Genomic DNA, 17,450 nt, shown 5'->3' with positions numbered 1-17,450 from the left:
GCTTAATTTTTACATAATTGCATAATTACGGTTGCTGTGAAAGTCGGGGTTCAATAGAAATTTGTAATGTATCGTCATATTGACCTCCTGGTTTGTTCTCTGTTTCACCAATGACAAAATTCAAAGGAATAGGTTGACCAATCGTAGCGGAAAGACGTTGAATCCTTGCATCCAGTTGCTCAAGATTTACTCTGTCGCTATCGAGGGACAATTGATATGGAATGTCCCATTTGGTCTCATTAGATTCATGACGCAGCATTCCTTGGTGGGATGATTCCAATACGATGGTATAAGCTGTATTGCTTTGAACCCATAGGTTAGGTGCAGAACGAATAACCTTGTTTGAGTATAAGGTTCCTAGATCAAGGTCATAATGTTGTTGGGTTAATCCATAAAAATGAATTTTCGCAGCAGGAGGAACGGTAACCGATACTGGGATGGAACTAGGGCTAATTTCTATTTGTTGACTATTTGATGTATAAGACGGCGAGACTTCCAATAACCCCCGATAGGTTCCTGATGCTAACCATTGTTTGCTCGGAAATCGCATTTGTATCGTTGCCGAAGGTTGGCTGTCGGTTAATGATAAGTGCCATTGATTAGCCACTGGCATACCGATCTGTCCACTCCACTCAAAGTTGAGTTTGTCTTGGTTTGACCCTTTTAACGAGCGGCTTGTATCGTTAAGCTGCAAAATTAAGCTTAAGTTGCAGGGTTCGCCAATTATGTTCGCATCTATACGGTAAGTGTTTATTGTTGCGAATGTGCCTGCGCTGAAAACATCATATTGTGATTTCGATGAGACGGATTGAATAGTCAACGCACTAGCTTCACATGCCAATGCCGAAGGTACATGGTTTATGGCTATGAGGAACAAGGATCCCCAAAGTACTTGTTTATTCGACATACACATCTCCTAGTCTTATCAAGTTGTTACTGCGTTCACTGAGGGAAATGATGACTGACTCTTGTTCTTTAGTGTCTAGTACTAATTGATATTTACCTGGCTTTAACCCAGAGATTGCAAATATGCCGTTACGATTTGTAAAGAAGTCAATTGGCAACTGTTTTGCCTCACCAAGGTAATGTGCTACGCCAGCGACAAGTGAAATAGGGTTGTTACTTTGACGATCGAATAGCTTGCCAATAACGGTTAATACAGCATCAGATCCAATCTGGAGTTGGAAGCCCCTTTTGTAACCCGGCTTAATCCAAAAAGCGCCGTCGCCTAAGTCATACCCTGGTGGCAAGTTATCGACCTCGTAACTGACTACTTGGCCATTATAAGCAACAAGGTCAGGAACCATGGCACTTGCATCTCCGTTAAGATAAACGCGTGCGTACTCACCCTCTTTTGTGGGATCGATAGCCACGTCATTCTCTTTAAGGCTCTTATGTTTGCTGACAATAGCAAATGCTTCGCGTACTGGTCTGCCGATCGTCACAGATGAGCCCGCAAAAGCAATGGCACTACTAATGGTCACGTCAGTACTGTGGTTTCGTGTTTCACCACTAATGTCTTCAAGCCGCGAAGCGTGGGTTGCATTTAATTCATAGCGGTTTGCCGTGTAGTTAATTCCGGCATCCATATCGGCATCCGTTTCTTCGTTATTAATGACACTCGCAAACGCTGATATCCCGCCTGTGTTACCAATATTATTTTGATAGCTGTAATCTAAGGCGGCTTCATTGAGTTCTGTGGTGTATCGACCGACGACACGAGTTTGTCGACTAAGAGGCCAGCTAACGGTGACTGTAGTGCTGATATCATCGTCTTCGGTTGCGTTGTTCCGATAGTTAACGCGTGCGCTCCAGGTGGCGGGTGTATCAAACAGTCCGTCCGATAAACTCGGGCTAATCAGCCAATAATCGTTCTCTTTGTCTACTCCTGAACGATAATTGAGCGTCATGGCGGCACGTAAGGACTTGCCAAGATAAATGGAGCTGAATGCAGAGACATAATGAGTGGTTAAGTTGATATCGATATCGGAAGCATCAAATCCTGAAACCCCAGTAAAATTGTTGGCCAGATATTCATAACTGAAACTCAGTTGTGGGGACAGCGTGTTCGTATTGGAAAACTCCGCATCGAACGCAAATTTGTAAGCGTCGCCAGTTCCAAATGTAGGGTGTTCGCTAAGAGAAGCAGTGAGTTCAGTGACGCCCCATGTAGAAGCGAGTAACGCAGTGGCACCATATTGATAAAGATCTTCACGGGTTTGAAAGTTCGTACCTAACGTTAACCAAGGACTAATACCCACATCAATATAACCATGGAAAATGCGCTCGTCGGTTAGGTACTCTAGTTGTCCATTTTGTAATTCAGAAGGCGCTCCATACATGATGCTATATTCAAACTCACCGCTATTGAGCAAGTCGTTACCGGTCGCAATAGAAAACTCGATGCGTTCTTCATTACCGGAGCGGTCGGTGATGACGAGTACAATATCATTACTACCTTGTGCAAGGGGGATATCACTAAGGTTATAGCTACCTGCGCCTAGAGTTAATCTTTGGACTGCGATCCCATCAATATAGACATCGACATTTGATGCTCTTTGAAGCGTGAATGATTGATTGGCTCGTGGTCGTGCATTTCTGGTTGGAATGAGCGTAAAATCTCGAGTTAAACCAATACCAAGTATGTCTGTGCTGTCCTGAAAAGATTGACCACTGTTGTACATATCGCCGAGCACAAGTCGTGTTCCTTGTTCGGCAAAGTCAATATTAAGACGAGATCCTTCTCTTACGTATCGTGAATCTTGTGATGAGCTGTTTTCTAGATAGGATTCATACTCAAAGTTTAGAAAACCAATGTTAAGTGCTGAATCGAATTGGCTGCGATAAAGATCCTGTCTTGATGAGTTTTGATCGACATATTGGCTCTCATTGGCAGAAAGGGCAAAATTAATGTACCCACTAAACAGGCTTGGTTCAGCATAGTTATAAAAATCATCTGCGCCGTCCATAGACAATTGCTGGGTTAAGCCAAATTCAGGCGGTATTGTCACGATACATTCTAATGATGAGAAATCGAAACTCAGCCCCAGTCCTACGTTCTCGAAGTCGTTCTGTGACAGCATCTCATCGTCAGTCGTATCATTGAGCTTCCCAATGCCCTCCTGAGTTACGACGGACGAAAGGAGGGAGAGTGTACTTTCCTTAGGTAACAAAATTTCGTTGTTTGCGGTAATGATAATGTCCGCTTCCCCAAGTATGGTGTCACTTATCCTTAGCAACGAGGTAAGTTGAATATCTCGTCCTGTTGGGTTTAAGACCATTTCTTGGCCCCAAGCAGTAGGACTTAAGGCGGCACAATAAAAAAGTACTAATCCCAAGACATACAAAATTTGCCACATCTTGTGATAGGGTTCAGTTTTCATGCCCATGATAAGTGCCCACTGGTAAGTAATTTAAAGAAGAAGGCAAAGTAATAATGGAGCGTGGTGGAATAAACTGCTCACCTAAAGCCTCATGTACTTTTTGGCTCTGAGATTCGAGCCCCGCAAAATGAAGTAACGATGTGTAGGTAAATCGCGATCCTGAATTAGTGAGTGTTAGCTTGCCTTGCTCATCTATGCGCAATTTCACGTCAGGCTCTAACGACGATGAGTGAATGTGCAGCAACGCATTGTAGTGAACTTGTAAGTTGATACCGGTTGTTAAACCGATGGGTTTATCTGTTCTCGCGTTGTTCTGTCCAATATTCACGGTACTGAAACGAATGAAATAACTTTGAGAGGTTTCGAGTGTTCTCTTTCCCAACCATTGTATACGGAATACTTGACGTTCTCCGGGGGCCAACATCGCCGCTGGTGGAAACACAAACATCTCTTCACTCGCTAGATCAGATGTCTCGAATGTACCATCAGATAAGAATTTTAATCGACGAACGTTAGCTTCAAGTGGGAGAGCTTGTGTTGAGTTGTTAGTCACAACTAGTTGCGACGTTGCTCTGTGATCTGTGTTGAGCTCAATGACGGTTGGAAACAGTGTTATGCCAAACGCTTGTGCACACAGAAAGCAATAAATTAGCGCCCCCCAAATATCACGTCTCATTGCTATTGATCCTGCTCTATTTCAATCGATAGGTTATTCACGTTGTAATTTTTAAGAGGCAGCATTTCAAAAAAACGAGTGGAGTAGGGAAGGACTAAAGTTCCAGGAATACGCTTAGCGATTTCTACGCCTTTTAAATATGTCGAATTTTTACCATCAGATATCTTCCATGTTGTATTTGTTAATCGACCGTAGCTATTACCACTGTTAAGTACTTCAAGAACCCATTTGTTGTTTTTGGTATTCTGTTCGATACTTTTAATTTCTAGCTGAGAAGCTGTGTTCTGAGGTCGGACGTTAATAAGCGTATTAAATTGCAGTAACAGACTTACTTGTCCTTGGTTGCTGCTTGCTCTTTGAACTTGTACTTGCTTAACAGCAATTCGATACGCTTTAGATTCTGTGATGGAAGGATCGCCTAAATAGCGCACCATAATAGATTGTGATCGTCCAGGTTCAATAATCGCGGTCACTGGAATAACTAGTAGCTCGTCATCAGCAGGAGTGGTGGTCTCTTTGCCATATTTGTCCATTGTCATATATACCGGAGACAACTCAACCGTGAGCGGTTCTTGAGAAGAATTCTCAACCCTCATGGTCATTTGAGCTCTTTTGCCAAGCGGCGTCATTTCCATAGACATCGGTTCTACTTTGAACGCATGAGCGGACAAACAAGTGAACGACAATAAAAACAGAACGGTCCATTTATGTATGATCCATTGATACATAGCGATAAGCTCCAAATTAAACTTACGTCGTTGAGATTGAGGCTAAGATTAAGTCGGAGGCCAAATAATAGCCCCCGACTTATTAACCTCTAATTTGAGGTGATATTTACGGTTAATGTATCTGAGTAGCCACCTGCCCATGGGGAGGTTTCTGTCGTCACAATATCAATAGATGCGGCAACACCTGTCGCTAATGCGCCAGAACCGCCATAAGAATTACTGACTGAAACGTCATTTAGACCTGGGCCCCCTGGTGCATTAAGCGTGAACGGAGCTAAGCCTGAAGGATTAAATGTTGCATCGTATGTAAGAGCGTAGTCTTCGCTATCATCTGACTCTAGACCACCTTCAGCACTTGTCAGTGTCACAGTTGCACCATCGACGTCATTACACTTCATGTTAAGACCACTAACAGAAAGGTTTTGAATTTGAGATACGTTACCAAAGTCCATAAGTTGCGTTGAAAGACCAGTAACCTCACATACAGGTGAAACAAATCCAACTAACTGTACATCACCTGGAGCGGCTTGGACTTGAGCGCCAAAAATAGCTGTGACTGTTGCTGCGTAGAGTGTTAGCTTTTTCATTAGAAATTCCTTTATCTTAAATGATTGGCTCGAATACTGCTGAGCGTATGTTGTTCTGCAGATACATTGCAGAGTTTTCACTTTGTTACGCTATGAATCGAAGGGTAAACTTCGATCTCAATAACGTCTTGATAATAACCTGCGTAATGCAAGCTATTTTCGAGTGCTACCCTAAGATTCCCCTGTTGAGAGAACGGAATAACACCAGAACTGTCTATCATTACTGGTGAAGTAAGTTGGCTACTGTGCCTACTTTCATGAAGACGAATTTCGTCTATTTGTAATGACAAATTGTAACTTTCAATAATATCAACCCCTTGATGTTGATATTTTAAGCCTCCATATTTTGAGTTGATCGTTATACCCAACGGACGGTTACAATAAATATTAAAAGGTAACGATTGCACATCACGGTGTTCCGTAAAATTCATAATGTTGCCAGAAAAGAAGTTTATTTCGCATCGGTCTTTGATCTGACCGCTAATTCCTAACGTTAAGCTATTAGCACTGGCATATAATGAAAGTGACAGACTGAAAATTAACGCTGAGACGATTAAGTTATGAAGAATTCGAAATGCTTTAACCATAATCTCACCTCTCAACGGTTGAATGTAACTTGTTGCTTAACTGTGAAAACTATATGTGCTTTAAAAAATGGTGAAGTAGTAAAAAAAGTTTATTATTTAAGAGAAGTATGAGTTTTAGTATGATTTTAATCTGAACCGAAGAGATTAAATAATTGGATAATAATACTATATTCAATTAGATAGTGGAGTTTTCCCCAATGTTTGAGTTGACGAGCGATTTTTATTTAATTGATAAAAATAGAAGTATGGTCTACGTCGAGTGTATTGAGTTTTTTGATGGGCCGTTGTCACCACAATAGTTACAGTGTTATTAACGGGGAGGCTAATTTGAAAACTTAATTTATAAGTTGATTTTAGCGATTTTAAATTTTTATTTCCGAGAGGGGTATCTGCTGTTTGTTTATTGAAATTAGTTATTTAAACGAATTTTTAGGGGAGGTTAACTCTAGTTTTAAATACCGTATGCGTGGTATTTAAAAGCTTGACATTATTATTACTAAGTTATTTACCTCTAGTGAACAGACAAAGCTTTAAGTCATTAATGAAATTCAAACTCAAAGGTTAATTGAATGCTTAAATTTAGGGATTATTCTTAGAAGGTATCCTTATAGGCCAAAATGAGATTGCGTTCTGTTCCAGTCAATCTAGTGTGTTTTCTAGAAAACCTACAGGTGTCGAAGGCTGGTTTTGTTGTGGAATTGTCTAACAGATTTGATGAAAAATTAAAGCTTCCCGAAGGAAGCTTTAGTGTTAATTGCGATAGAGGCTCTTCTCGTTAAGAGTTAAAGTGCATTTTCTAGCTTTGTTAGGAAAGTAGTGATGTCTTCAGAGCTGATATCTCTATGAGTAACAAATCGAACCGGGTTACCTGGAGACATCGTAATGCCTTGTTTGCCCAGTTCGCGAGCGATTCGGTTGATATCCACGGACTCATCTAACTTAGCAAACACAATGTTAGTTTGAATGAAATCAGGGTTAACAGAAAAGCCTTCTAACTTGCTTAGGCCGATCGCTAGGTTTTTCGCGTTCTCGTGGTCAGCTTTAAGTTGAGCAACGTTCTCAGTCAGTGCCATTTTACCTGCTGCAGCAAGAATGCCTGCTTGACGCATACCGCCACCAACCATTTTACGTAGTCGACGTGCTTTAGCGATGTACTCTTTACTACCAAGTAGTAGAGAGCCAATCGGAGCACCTAAACCTTTCGATAAACAAATCGTCATCGAATCGAAGTGTTGTGCGATCTCTTTAATGTCAACGTCGAGAGCGACTGCCGCATTGTATACGCGTGCGCCGTCTAAGTGCATTTGCAAACCGTGTTGGTTTACGAACTCACGAGCTTCCGCTAGGTAAGACATTGGCAGTACTTTGCCATTGATCGTGTTTTCTAAACTAAGAAGCTTAGTACGAGCAAAGTGGCTGTCGTCAGGTTTAATAGCAGCAGCAAGCTTTTTAAAATCTAAAGTGCCGTCTGGGTTGTTCTCGATTGGTTGAGGTTGAATCGAGCCCAATACCGCCGCGCCACCGGCTTCGTATTTGTAGTTGTGCGCCTGTTGACCACATAGGTATTCATCACCACGCTCACAGTGCGCCATTAGGCCGAGTAGGTTGGCTTGCGTACCTGAAGAGGTGAACATAGCGGCTTCAAAGCCAGTTTCGTTGGCTGCCCACTGCTCAAGCTCGTTTACTGTTGGGTCATCACCATATACATCATCACCGACTTCTGCGCTTGCCATTACATCGCGCATAGCTTGTGAGGGTTTAGTTACGGTATCAGAACGAAAGTCCATGTTTCTCTCCTAGAGTGTTATAGGTAGCCGCAGAGTTGGGCTTTACTTAAACAAGCGATAGTTTTTGTATCGGTGATTTGATCGTGTCGTATTTTATCTTGCAGTTCTTCTAAGCTCAGTTCGATCACTTCTATGACTTCATCTTCATCACATTCAAAGCGGGTAGTGAGGCTTAAGTCTTTTGCGACAAACAGATACTGTATTTCATCACAGAAGCCAGCCAAAGGAGTGACTTGCCCCAAGCTTTGAAAGGAAGTTGCGCTGTAACCGGTTTCTTCTTCCAATTCACGCTGGGCACATTGAAGAGGTGACTCATCAATTTCCATCGTGCCTGCAGGTAGTTCCAAAAGCCATTTCTTAAGAGAAGGGCGGAATTGGTTAATGAGGATGATTTTTCCAGACGAAGTGATAGGAAGAATAACTGCCGCGCCAGGGTGGTTTATTGTTGTATGTTTTACCACGACGTTCGTAGGGAGCGTCACGTTCTCTTCTATGAGAGAAATACTTTTCCATTTATGGATAACTTTACTCATGCAGTCTGGCCACATTCCTTGCCAATTTTTCGTATAACGGAAGACGTGCACCACCATAACGTCTATGGTGTCGAAAATAAAAGAAAAATTAGGGTTAGCAATAGATTTAGTTTCACGCCGTTCGTGATGTTACTCTCATAATTGGAATCTATGATTGCGCCAAAATTACCGACGTAACCATCTGATATAAATGCAACTCAATAATAAAATACACTTGTAACAAAGTGCTAACAAATGTATAAAAACATATCTACACTCTCAATTGTTCAAAGATTTTCGGAGTAACGCATGAACCCTTCTATTTCTTCACATGCTGACAAGGCGCTACTCTCTGAAAGAATCAATAAATTAGCGCATGCTCTCTCTGATGGTGTCTATGAAAGAGAAGACACGATTAAGCTATGTTTACTGGCTGCATTGGCTGGTGAAAGCGTGTTTCTATTAGGCCCTCCGGGCATTGCAAAAAGCCTTATCGCAAAACGTCTTATTCAGGCTTTTGACAACAGTAGTTATTTTGAATATTTGATGACACGTTTCTCTACGCCCGAGGAAGTGTTCGGCCCGCTAAGTATCCAAGAATTAAAAGACAACGGTCGTTATGTAAGACTGACCGAAGGTTACCTACCAACAGCACAAGTTGTATTCCTTGATGAGATCTGGAAAGCCGGCCCTGCAATCCTAAACACCCTGCTTACTGTAGTGAACGAAAAAACATTTAAGAACGGCAGCGACATTGAACGCGTACCTATGCGCTTGTTGGTTTCTGCATCTAATGAACTTCCAGATGAAGACAGCGGCCTAGAAGCCCTTTATGACCGTATGTTGGTTCGCGTGTTTGTTAACCGTATTCAAAACAAACAAAATTTCAAATCAATGCTGACAACGGGTACTTCTCAAGAAGCTGTGATTCCAAAAGGTTTGGCGATCACTGACATTGAGTACCATCAATGGCAGAAAGAGCTCGACAAGCTAGAGCTGACCGATAACTCGTTTAACAAGCTGTATGAACTGAAAACCATGCTTGAAGAGACGGTTAAGAAGCAAGGCTCAGCATCAGAGTCAGACTTGTATGTATCAGATAGACGCTGGAAGAAGGCCGTTAAACTATTGAAAGCGAGTGCGTTCTTCAGTGGTCGCGATAGCGTGAACCCGCTAGATATCATGCTTCTGCAGGATTGTTTATGGCATAGCCCTGAATCGCGCGATGTAGTTCGTAGCGTGGTGAAAGACTTTGCATTGAACCGAGCGTTTGATCAACAAGAATCGAAAGCTCAAATCGAGATGTCTCGTGAAGAGTTAGAAGAGATTCAAGACGATGTTGAATCGACGCTATCAGTTTCGCTCTCTATGGAATCAACCAGCGGCTTGTTGCGAAAAGACGTTTACCAGAATGATATCAAGAACGCGAAAATGTACAGCGTAGGCAGTGCATACAATCTAGTGAAACTGGTTATGCTGCAAAGCAACATGTCGGTGTCTGAATCTGAGAAAGGCGATAGCCGTTGGGTCTACGTAGCCAAAGACGATTTTGATCGTGTTCTTAAAGAAGGTCACGGCGATATTTACGGTTACGTAAACGAAAATAAAAACCTATGCCGTTTAAAACTCGACTTGGATGCATCGAACCAATTAGTGATTAAAGACATTGCCAATCGCTCTGTCTTGGTGAGCGTTGTTACCACAGATGGTTTGGACCAAGAACTGTATAACAAGTGGTTAAGTGGTGCTGAAAGAGCGCTAGAACAGTTAACCGAAGCGGAATTCAAGTTAAAGCGTGTTCGTACTGAATTCCATGATGCGTTGCCTCACAACTATATTGACCCTGACTTGCCGAAAGCGATGGAAGCAAGTTTGCAAGCGGTCACGCAAGATCTTGAAACCACGAAAGTGAAGAGCAGCAAGATTGCTCAGCGTATTAAGTTTATGAGCCAGTACTTCGAGTAAGGGGAGAGCATATGTTAGGAGCAGACGGCTTAAACCTCGCTTTGATGGTGGCTGATTCAGGAATCATTGATACCGCGATGAATGATCTCATTGCTCGCTCTCAAGTCATGATGGCTGCAGAGAACAAAGGCGTGAAAACATCAGTGAAAAACCACTTAGTGAAATGGCGCGGTAAAGTTAAAAAACGCGTCACTAAAGTGTGTGAAACTGATCGATTCCAAGAGGAAATCGCCCTTTACCAAGAAGTGATTTACTGGGATGAACCGCAATTCTTTGATGAGATTGATAGTGTCATCAAAAAACTGGAGTGGCACTCCGCGTTCTACCTACAAGCAAGACGCTTGATGGAAAACAACAAAGGCGTTTATAACGCGATGTTTCCACACTACTTTTGCGACCAATGGTACCAATCTCTTTCTGATGCGATCAAACAAGCTCAAGTAACCGAGCTCGAAACAAGCAAAGAAAAAGTCTTAGCCGATCTTTATCAGCGCATGGAAACCATGAAAAACATGGACAAAGTGACGGAGTCGGGTGATGAAGGCAGTGTAGGGCGCTTGTGGGACATGGCATCTGCCAAGTTAAGCAAAACAGACCTTACCATCATGAAACGTCATGCTGAGTTCTTGAATAAGCACAAGGGCTTGCAAGAGATCGCTGAAAAGCTAGGCCGTATGGCTGGCGAGGAAGATGATCCTTCGCTACACAAAGCCCCTGTAGAAGAATTGCAGATGGTTGAAGAGAAAAGCGATGAAGCGGTCGATGATATTGTTGGGATTCACGAAAGTGATGACCTCAACAAGATGCTGCCAAACGAAACTATGTTTCTAGCTTACCCTGAACTTGAGGTTATCTTTTACAAGCACTTGGCCGACAAGCGTTTACTGAACTATCGCTCGCAAGGTAAATCACGCACGTTACGTAAAGTGAAAGCGCAAAAGCCAGATAGCAAGAACATCGATATTGAAAAGGGTCCGTTTATCGTCTGTGTGGACGCTTCGGGCTCTATGAGTGGATTCCCTGAGCAGTCTGCCAAAGCTATGGCTTATGCCTTAATGCAAATTGCTCTTGCGGAAGAGAGAGATTGTTACGTGATTCTGTTCTCTTCTGAGCAGATTACCTATGAGTTAACAAGGCAAGATGGCCTTCGTGAAGCGAGCGACTTCTTAAGTTACTCATTCCATGGCGGTACGGATCTAGAACCTGTTCTCATGAAATCGATTGACTTGATGACGGGTGATAAATACAAAAATGCCGATTTAATCGTACTTTCGGATTTCATTGCACCGAAACAATCTGAAGAAATGATTGCTCAAGTTGAAAAGTTGAAAGAACACAAAAACCGTTTCCACGCGGTTAGTCTTTCTAAGTATGGTAACCCTCAACTTATGACGATGTTTGACCACTGCTGGGCGTATCATCCGAGTCTTGTCGGTCGTTTCATGAAGAAGTGGTAGCGCTAGAACATCTAATTTAAATCCATTTTGCTGTGTGTTTTTTGATAGAAGAGATCGAACATGCAGCAATTTGATTTAAATGTCAGCAAGCGGAATTTAAATTCACTTTTTTGTTTGACTATCTCCCCTTAATCCGTAAAGTAGGCACCCGAACACAGCGGTGCGGCTTACTTAAGTCCCTAAAGTGTTGAATTAAAAAGGCGCCTTGGCAGAGTGGCTATGCAGCGGATTGCAAATCCGTGGACCTCGGTTCGACTCCGGGAGGCGCCTCCATTCTTTCTCTTAGTTTGATAAGTTAAGAGATATTAAGAATGAAATGCGATACTAGCTCAGTTGGTAGAGCGCAACCTTGCCAAGGTTGAGGTCATCGGTTCGAACCCGATGTATCGCTCCAAATTTTGTAATGTTGATTCATTTTGACATTAAGATGGTGTTTTACTTTTCAGTAATCGGCATCGCAATAAAGAATTGCGTGCCCTGGTGGTGGAATTGGTAGACACAAGGGATTTAAAATCCCTCGACGTTCGCGTTGTGCCGGTTCAAGTCCGGCCCGGGGCACCATCTATTTGATTGTTACCTTTTACTAGGTGACAATCAAAAGAGTTGTTCTCTTAAAACACTATTGAAGGCGCCTTGGCAGAGTGGCTATGCAGCGGATTGCAAATCCGTGGACCTCGGTTCGACTCCGGGAGGCGCCTCCATCATTTAGAAAAAACCAGTCCTCGTGGCTGGTTTTTTCGTTTCTGGCCTCGCTAAAAGCTTCCAACGTCCCCTTTTCAATGTTTATCAAAGAAATCTTTGTTACGAATATACTTACTCATCAAATGGTAAGAGAAAGGCCTAATCAACCAACTAAAGATAGAGCGACCAAGACGGATTAATGTCGGTGTGTTCTCGTAGATGCGCCCGTTATAGAGCCAAAGCACTTTGCCTACATGCCAATAGAGCAAAGGAACTGGAGGCATGAAGGTTACGATGTCGATATCACAGCAGATTCGGTAGGTCTTCTTACCCAAACGATAGTGCTTTCGAAAGCTCCAGTCACCAATGGCGGGTTGGCCAAAAGTCACTATTCGCTTAATACGGCTAGGGTACTTTTGATCAAAGTAATCAGCGAAGACACAACCGATAGCGCCACCGGAAGAGTGACCAGTAATAGACACTCTCTTGCCTTGCTCTATTAGAGGTGTGAGCGTAGCTTCCAAGCGTTCAATAACGGTTAAGCCAAGCTTATCTTCATTACGACTTGGCTGGCTTTCCTGAAACATTAGATGATAGAAGCCAGCATGCACACGATAATTGAGCCCAATTCTTTTGCAGCTTCTTGTCCATAGAGCAAAGGTCAGTAACCAATCTGAGATGCTGTGCGATCCTTTGATAACCACAACCACTTCATCTTTGTCGCTGCTCCACAGCACTCGAATCATGGTCTTGCCAAACTGGTTCTTTATGATGCGTTGTCCATTTGGGTCAAAACCATAGCGAGTTTGCTTAAATACTCTAGGGTAGGCGAGGTTACAAAGAACGGCATAGCGCTCATATTGATATCGTTTTAGTGGTTTCACGTGTTTACTTCTTAATAAGAGTTACTTAAAACTCTAGTCGTTGAATGTGAAAAGCACATGAAAACACCATTTACTTGATTCGTTACAGAAAAACCAAAATTTGCCGCTGTCGCTAAAGTTAACCCTAGATAGTAAATTGCAGTGTTAGATTAGAGAACAGCGTATAAGAACCGTACAAGCTGCACTAAATTTATTCTTTGGAGAGTGATAATTAATCATTTGAATTAAAAGATAAAATTTATTGTTGACGAATTTTTTCCATCCGTTAAAGTACACCTCGTTCTCACGGCTTAGGTCGCTGAGAGATGGTGTTTTACTTTTCAGTAATCAGCATCGCAAGATTGCGTTGCCCTGGTGGTGGAATTGGTAGACACAAGGGATTTAAAATCCCTCGGCGTTCGCGCTGTGCCGGTTCAAGTCCGGCCCGGGGCACCATCTATCTTGCTTCTACTTTTTGAGTAGAGTGATGAACAAAGAGTTGTTCTCTTAAATCACTATTAAAGGCGCCTTGGCAGAGTGGCTATGCAGCGGATTGCAAATCCGTGGACCTCGGTTCGACTCCGGGAGGCGCCTCCATTCTTTCTCTTAGTTTGATAAGTTAAGAGATATTAAGAATGAAATGCGATACTAGCTCAGTTGGTAGAGCGCAACCTTGCCAATGTTGAGGTCATCGGTTCGAACCCGATGTATCGCTCCAAATTTTGTAATGTTGATTAATTTGACATTAAGATGGTGTTTTACTTTTCAGTAATCGGCATCGCAATAAAGAATTGCGTGCCCTGGTGGTGGAATTGGTAGACACAAGGGATTTAAAATCCCTCGACGTTCGCGTTGTGCCGGTTCAAGTCCGGCCCGGGGCACCATCTATTTGATTGTTACCTTTTACTAGGTGACAATCAAAAGAGTTGTTCTCTTAAAACACTACTAAAGGCGCCTTGGCAGAGTGGCTATGCAGCGGATTGCAAATCCGTGGACCTCGGTTCGACTCCGGGAGGCGCCTCCACTATTAAAAAGTTGAAGGGCCAGCAGAAATGCTGGCCTTTTTGCTATCTGAAATTCTAAACCCTCATGCTATATTCAAACTTCCACGTATGTTATCTAGTCAATAACACCTCTAGGAACAAGCTCTTATCTGATCACTTTCTTTGCCGGTCTGTTCCTTGTGTAAACCGGTCATTTGCTAAACAATCACCAGCATCTGTTAACTAATTGTGGTGGTTTTTGAGTGAAATTAGTGGGGAATGGAAAAAGGCGATTGTCTTTTGCGTCATTAAGTTCTTCATATTTAGACATAGTTGCTCATGATCCTGTAACGCTTTCATGAGTTATTACACTTATTATGACTGCAAATGAAAATGATTGTCATTTACTTGCGTTACTGCTAACCTATTGTGAAACTTTACAACATCTTATCTAATGCGCAAAAGTGTATATAAAACCCCGCTAAACCTTATTAAATCTACGGTTATTCGTTTGCTTCGTATGATAAATCAGCAGATCTACCTCTTTTGTTCTACCCCTTTAGGGTAGTTCGTTTTCGTAATTGATTTACATCATATTTTCATTTTCTTTCATAATTCATTATTCGCTCAGTTAAGAAACATATAACCTTCAGGAATTCTTATGAGCAAGATGAAGCTAGTCGTAATCGGTAACGGGATGGTCGGCCATCGCTATATCGAAGATTTAGTCGAGAAGACAGATGTTGCAAACATGGACATCACGGTGTTCTGTGAAGAACCACGTGTAGCCTATGACCGTGTACACCTTTCTTCTTATTTTTCACACCACACTGCAGACGAACTTTCTTTAGTTAAAGAAGGTTTCTACGAGAAACACAGCATCAATATGCTGATCGGTGAACGTGCGATAAACGTTAACCGTGAAAAGAAAACAGTTTACTCAAGCACTGGTCGAGAAATTCAATACGACAAACTTGTTCTTGCTACCGGTTCTTTCCCATTCGTACCGCCAATCAAAGGCAACGAAGGTAAAGACTGTTTCGTTTATCGCACTATCGAAGATCTGAAAGCTATCGAAGCAACCGCTAAGAACTCTAAGTCTGGTGTTGTCGTTGGTGGTGGTCTACTTGGCCTTGAAGCGGCAGGCGCACTAAAAGCACTTGGCGTGACAACACACGTTGTTGAGTTTGCTCCTAAGCTAATGGCTGAGCAACTTGACCAAGCGGGTGGTAACCAACTTCGTCAAAAAATCGAACGTATGGGCGTTAACGTACATACAAGCAAGAACACGCTTGAGATTGCTCCTGAAGGCACTGAAGCTCGTAACGTAATGCGTTTTGCAGACGGTACAGAGCTAGAAACTGATTTCATCGTATTCTCTGCTGGTATTCGCCCACAAGACAAACTTGCTCGTCAAATGGGTCTAGGTATTGCACCTCGTGGCGGTATCGAGATTAACGATCACTGTCAAACAACTGATAAAGACATTTACGCTATCGGTGAGTGTGCGTCTTGGAACCAAACGTTCTACGGCCTTGTTGCTCCTGGTTATAAGATGGCGACGGTAGCGGTAGACCACGTTGTCGGTAACGAGAGCACATTTGAAGGTGCGGACATGTCTGCGAAGCTTAAGCTTCTGGGCGTGAAAGTAGGTTCTATCGGTGATGCAAACGGTCGTACTCCTGGTTGTAAGAGCTACGTTTACCAAAACGAAGAGCAAGAAGTTTATAAACGTATCATCGTCTCTGAAGACAATAAGAAGCTTATTGGCGCAGTGATGGTTGGTGATACGTCTGACTATGGTGATCTTCTTCAGTTAATGCTGAACGAAATCGACCTGCCAGAACACCCAGATGCATTGATTCTTCCTGCTCACGCTGGTGCTGAAAAGCCAACACTTGGCGCGGATTCTCTTCCTGAGTCTGCTGTTATCTGTTCTTGTTTCGATGTAACGAAAGGCAAGATTGCTCAAGCTGTTGCTGAAGGTCACCACACCATTGGTGATATCAAAGCGGTAACAGGCGCAGGTACGGGTTGTGGTGGTTGTATTCCACTTGTGACTTCAGTACTGAACGCTGAACTTGCTAAAGCCGGTGTTGAAGTGAAAAACGACGTTTGTGAGCACTTTGCTTACTCTCGCCAAGAGCTTTTCCACCTGATTCGTATCGAAGAGATCAAAACATTCGACGAACTACTAGAGAAGTACGGTAAGGGCTACGGCTGTGAAGTGTGTAAGCCTCTAGCGGGTTCAATCCTTGCTTCTTGCTGGGGTGAGCACATCCTTAAGCCTGAGCTAGTGAAGCTGCACGATACCAACGATAACTTCCTAGGTAACATGCAAAAAGACGGTACTTACTCTGTTATTCCTCGTATGGCGGGTGGTGAAGTAACACCTCAAGCTCTAAGCGTTCTGGCTGACGTAGCGGCTGAATACAACTTGTACACCAAGATCACTGGTGCACAACGTATTGGTCTATTCGGTGCTCAAAAAGATGACTTACCAGCAATCTGGAAGAAGTTAATCGCAGCAGGCTACGAAACCGGCCAAGCTTACGCAAAAGCACTTCGTATGGCTAAAACATGTGTAGGTTCAACTTGGTGTCGTTACGGAGTTCAAGATTCAGTTGGCCTAGGGGTGATGATCGAGAACCGTTACAAAGGCATCCGTACTCCTCATAAGATGAAGTTTGGTGTGTCTGGTTGTACTCGTGAGTGTGCTGAAGCTCAAGGTAAAGATTTAGGTATCATCGCGACTGACGCCGGTTGGAACATGTATGTGTGTGGTAACGGTGGTATGAAGCCTCGTCACGCGGACTTACTGGCTAGCGACCTAGACCAAGAAACCCTGATCAAATACATCGACCGTTTCATGATGTTCTACATTCGTACGGCTGCGCCACTACAACGTACTTCGGTATGGATGGATAACTTAGAAGGTGGTGTTGACTACCTACGTGAAGTGATTGTCGACAACAAGCTTGGCATCAATGACCAACTTGAGACTGACATCTCTGGTCTAATCGATAACTTTGCTTGTGAATGGACAGATACAATCAACGACGAGACTCAACTTAAGCGATTTGCACACTTCATCAATGCTGATGATCGTGATGAAAACGTAGTGTTTGTTGAAGATGGCCGTGAACAACATCGTCCAGCGACATTCACTGAGAAACACCCTGAAGCCATTACTTCAAGGCACCAGGGCGACATCATTCACGTAGAAACTGTTTAAGGGGAG

Annotated in this window: 12 protein-coding genes and 9 tRNA genes; 12 read left to right on the top strand and 9 right to left on the bottom strand. The window is 42.9% G+C overall.

Features of this window, described 5'->3' with window-relative positions; translation table 11 throughout:
* Positions 1-25: 25 nt before the first annotated feature.
* The 8 genes from CWO13_RS09295 to CWO13_RS09260 form a co-directional block, all read right to left on the bottom strand.
* Positions 26-907, bottom strand: a complete 882-nt coding sequence (locus CWO13_RS09295; RefSeq protein ID WP_102431745.1) for a hypothetical protein — start codon at positions 905-907, stop codon at positions 26-28.
* Complete coding sequence (locus CWO13_RS09290) at positions 897-3,389, bottom strand: fimbria/pilus outer membrane usher protein (RefSeq protein ID WP_258186376.1); 2,493 nt, start codon at positions 3,387-3,389, stop codon at positions 897-899. Before CWO13_RS09290 ends, CWO13_RS09295 begins: the two co-directional genes overlap by 11 nt.
* Positions 3,373-4,059 (bottom strand): fimbria/pilus periplasmic chaperone, encoded by a 687-nt coding sequence (locus tag CWO13_RS09285; protein ID WP_102431746.1) that lies wholly within the window; start codon positions 4,057-4,059, stop codon positions 3,373-3,375. The genes CWO13_RS09290 and CWO13_RS09285 overlap by 17 nt, the downstream gene beginning before the upstream one ends.
* 2 nt (positions 4,060-4,061) lie before the next feature.
* Entirely contained in the window at positions 4,062-4,787 is a 726-nt protein-coding gene (locus CWO13_RS09280) for a molecular chaperone (protein ID WP_048668843.1), read from the bottom strand.
* Positions 4,788-4,876: 89 nt separating this feature from the next.
* A complete protein-coding gene (locus tag CWO13_RS09275) occupies positions 4,877-5,374 on the bottom strand; it encodes a hypothetical protein (RefSeq protein ID WP_017080976.1) in 498 nt (165 codons plus the stop codon).
* A 77-nt stretch (positions 5,375-5,451) separates the two neighbouring features.
* Positions 5,452-5,976, bottom strand: coding sequence for a hypothetical protein (locus CWO13_RS09270; protein ID WP_230682276.1), 525 nt, complete (start codon positions 5,974-5,976; stop codon positions 5,452-5,454).
* Positions 5,977-6,743: 767 nt separating this feature from the next.
* Positions 6,744-7,748, bottom strand: coding sequence for a low-specificity L-threonine aldolase (ltaE, locus tag CWO13_RS09265; RefSeq protein ID WP_102431565.1), 1,005 nt, complete (start codon positions 7,746-7,748; stop codon positions 6,744-6,746).
* Between the two features lie 17 nt (positions 7,749-7,765).
* The gene (locus CWO13_RS09260; protein WP_102431564.1) at positions 7,766-8,281 is read right to left on the bottom strand and encodes an NUDIX hydrolase; all 516 of its coding nucleotides are present in this window, start codon (positions 8,279-8,281) and stop codon (positions 7,766-7,768) included.
* Positions 8,282-8,569: 288 nt separating this feature from the next.
* Here CWO13_RS09260 and CWO13_RS09255 point away from each other — a divergent pair, with 288 nt between their 5' ends.
* From CWO13_RS09255 to CWO13_RS09230, 6 genes are all read left to right on the top strand, one after another.
* Positions 8,570-10,225, top strand: a complete 1,656-nt coding sequence (locus tag CWO13_RS09255) for an ATPase RavA domain-containing protein (protein ID WP_050634205.1) — start codon at positions 8,570-8,572, stop codon at positions 10,223-10,225.
* 11 nt (positions 10,226-10,236) lie between these two features.
* Entirely contained in the window at positions 10,237-11,682 is a 1,446-nt protein-coding gene (gene viaA, locus CWO13_RS09250) for an ATPase RavA stimulator ViaA (RefSeq protein ID WP_108020874.1), read from the top strand.
* A gap of 199 nt (positions 11,683-11,881) precedes the next feature.
* Positions 11,882-11,955, top strand: a tRNA-Cys gene (locus tag CWO13_RS09245).
* Positions 11,956-12,000: 45 nt separating this feature from the next.
* Positions 12,001-12,076 (top strand) — tRNA-Gly (locus CWO13_RS09240).
* An 80-nt stretch (positions 12,077-12,156) separates the two neighbouring features.
* Positions 12,157-12,243 (top strand) — tRNA-Leu (locus tag CWO13_RS09235).
* Between the two features lie 66 nt (positions 12,244-12,309).
* A tRNA-Cys gene (locus CWO13_RS09230) sits at positions 12,310-12,383 on the top strand.
* Between the two features lie 75 nt (positions 12,384-12,458).
* Here CWO13_RS09230 and CWO13_RS09225 read toward each other — a convergent pair.
* Positions 12,459-13,247: a lipase family protein gene (locus CWO13_RS09225; RefSeq protein ID WP_102433455.1), complete on the bottom strand. Its 789-nt coding sequence runs from the start codon at positions 13,245-13,247 to the stop codon at positions 12,459-12,461.
* Positions 13,248-13,595: 348 nt separating this feature from the next.
* Between CWO13_RS09225 and CWO13_RS09220 the strand changes: the two genes are divergently transcribed.
* The 6 genes from CWO13_RS09220 (at position 13,596) to nirB (ending at position 17,444) form a co-directional block, all read left to right on the top strand.
* Positions 13,596-13,682 (top strand) — tRNA-Leu (locus CWO13_RS09220).
* Positions 13,683-13,749: 67 nt separating this feature from the next.
* Positions 13,750-13,823 (top strand) — tRNA-Cys (locus tag CWO13_RS09215).
* A gap of 45 nt (positions 13,824-13,868) precedes the next feature.
* A tRNA-Gly gene (locus CWO13_RS09210) sits at positions 13,869-13,944 on the top strand.
* 79 nt (positions 13,945-14,023) lie between these two features.
* Positions 14,024-14,110 (top strand) — tRNA-Leu (locus tag CWO13_RS09205).
* Positions 14,111-14,176: 66 nt separating this feature from the next.
* Positions 14,177-14,250, top strand: a tRNA-Cys gene (locus CWO13_RS09200).
* A 620-nt stretch (positions 14,251-14,870) separates the two neighbouring features.
* Positions 14,871-17,444 (top strand): nitrite reductase large subunit NirB, encoded by a 2,574-nt coding sequence (nirB, locus tag CWO13_RS09195; protein WP_108082834.1) that lies wholly within the window; start codon positions 14,871-14,873, stop codon positions 17,442-17,444.
* The last annotated feature ends 6 nt before the right edge of the window (positions 17,445-17,450 follow it).

The sequence above is a fragment of the Vibrio sp. ZF 223 genome (genome assembly GCF_003050585.1).
Lineage (GTDB): Bacteria > Pseudomonadota > Gammaproteobacteria > Enterobacterales > Vibrionaceae > Vibrio > Vibrio crassostreae.
The sequence above is the reverse complement of the archived record's forward strand: the minus strand, read 5'-3'. Positions and strand labels throughout refer to the sequence as shown.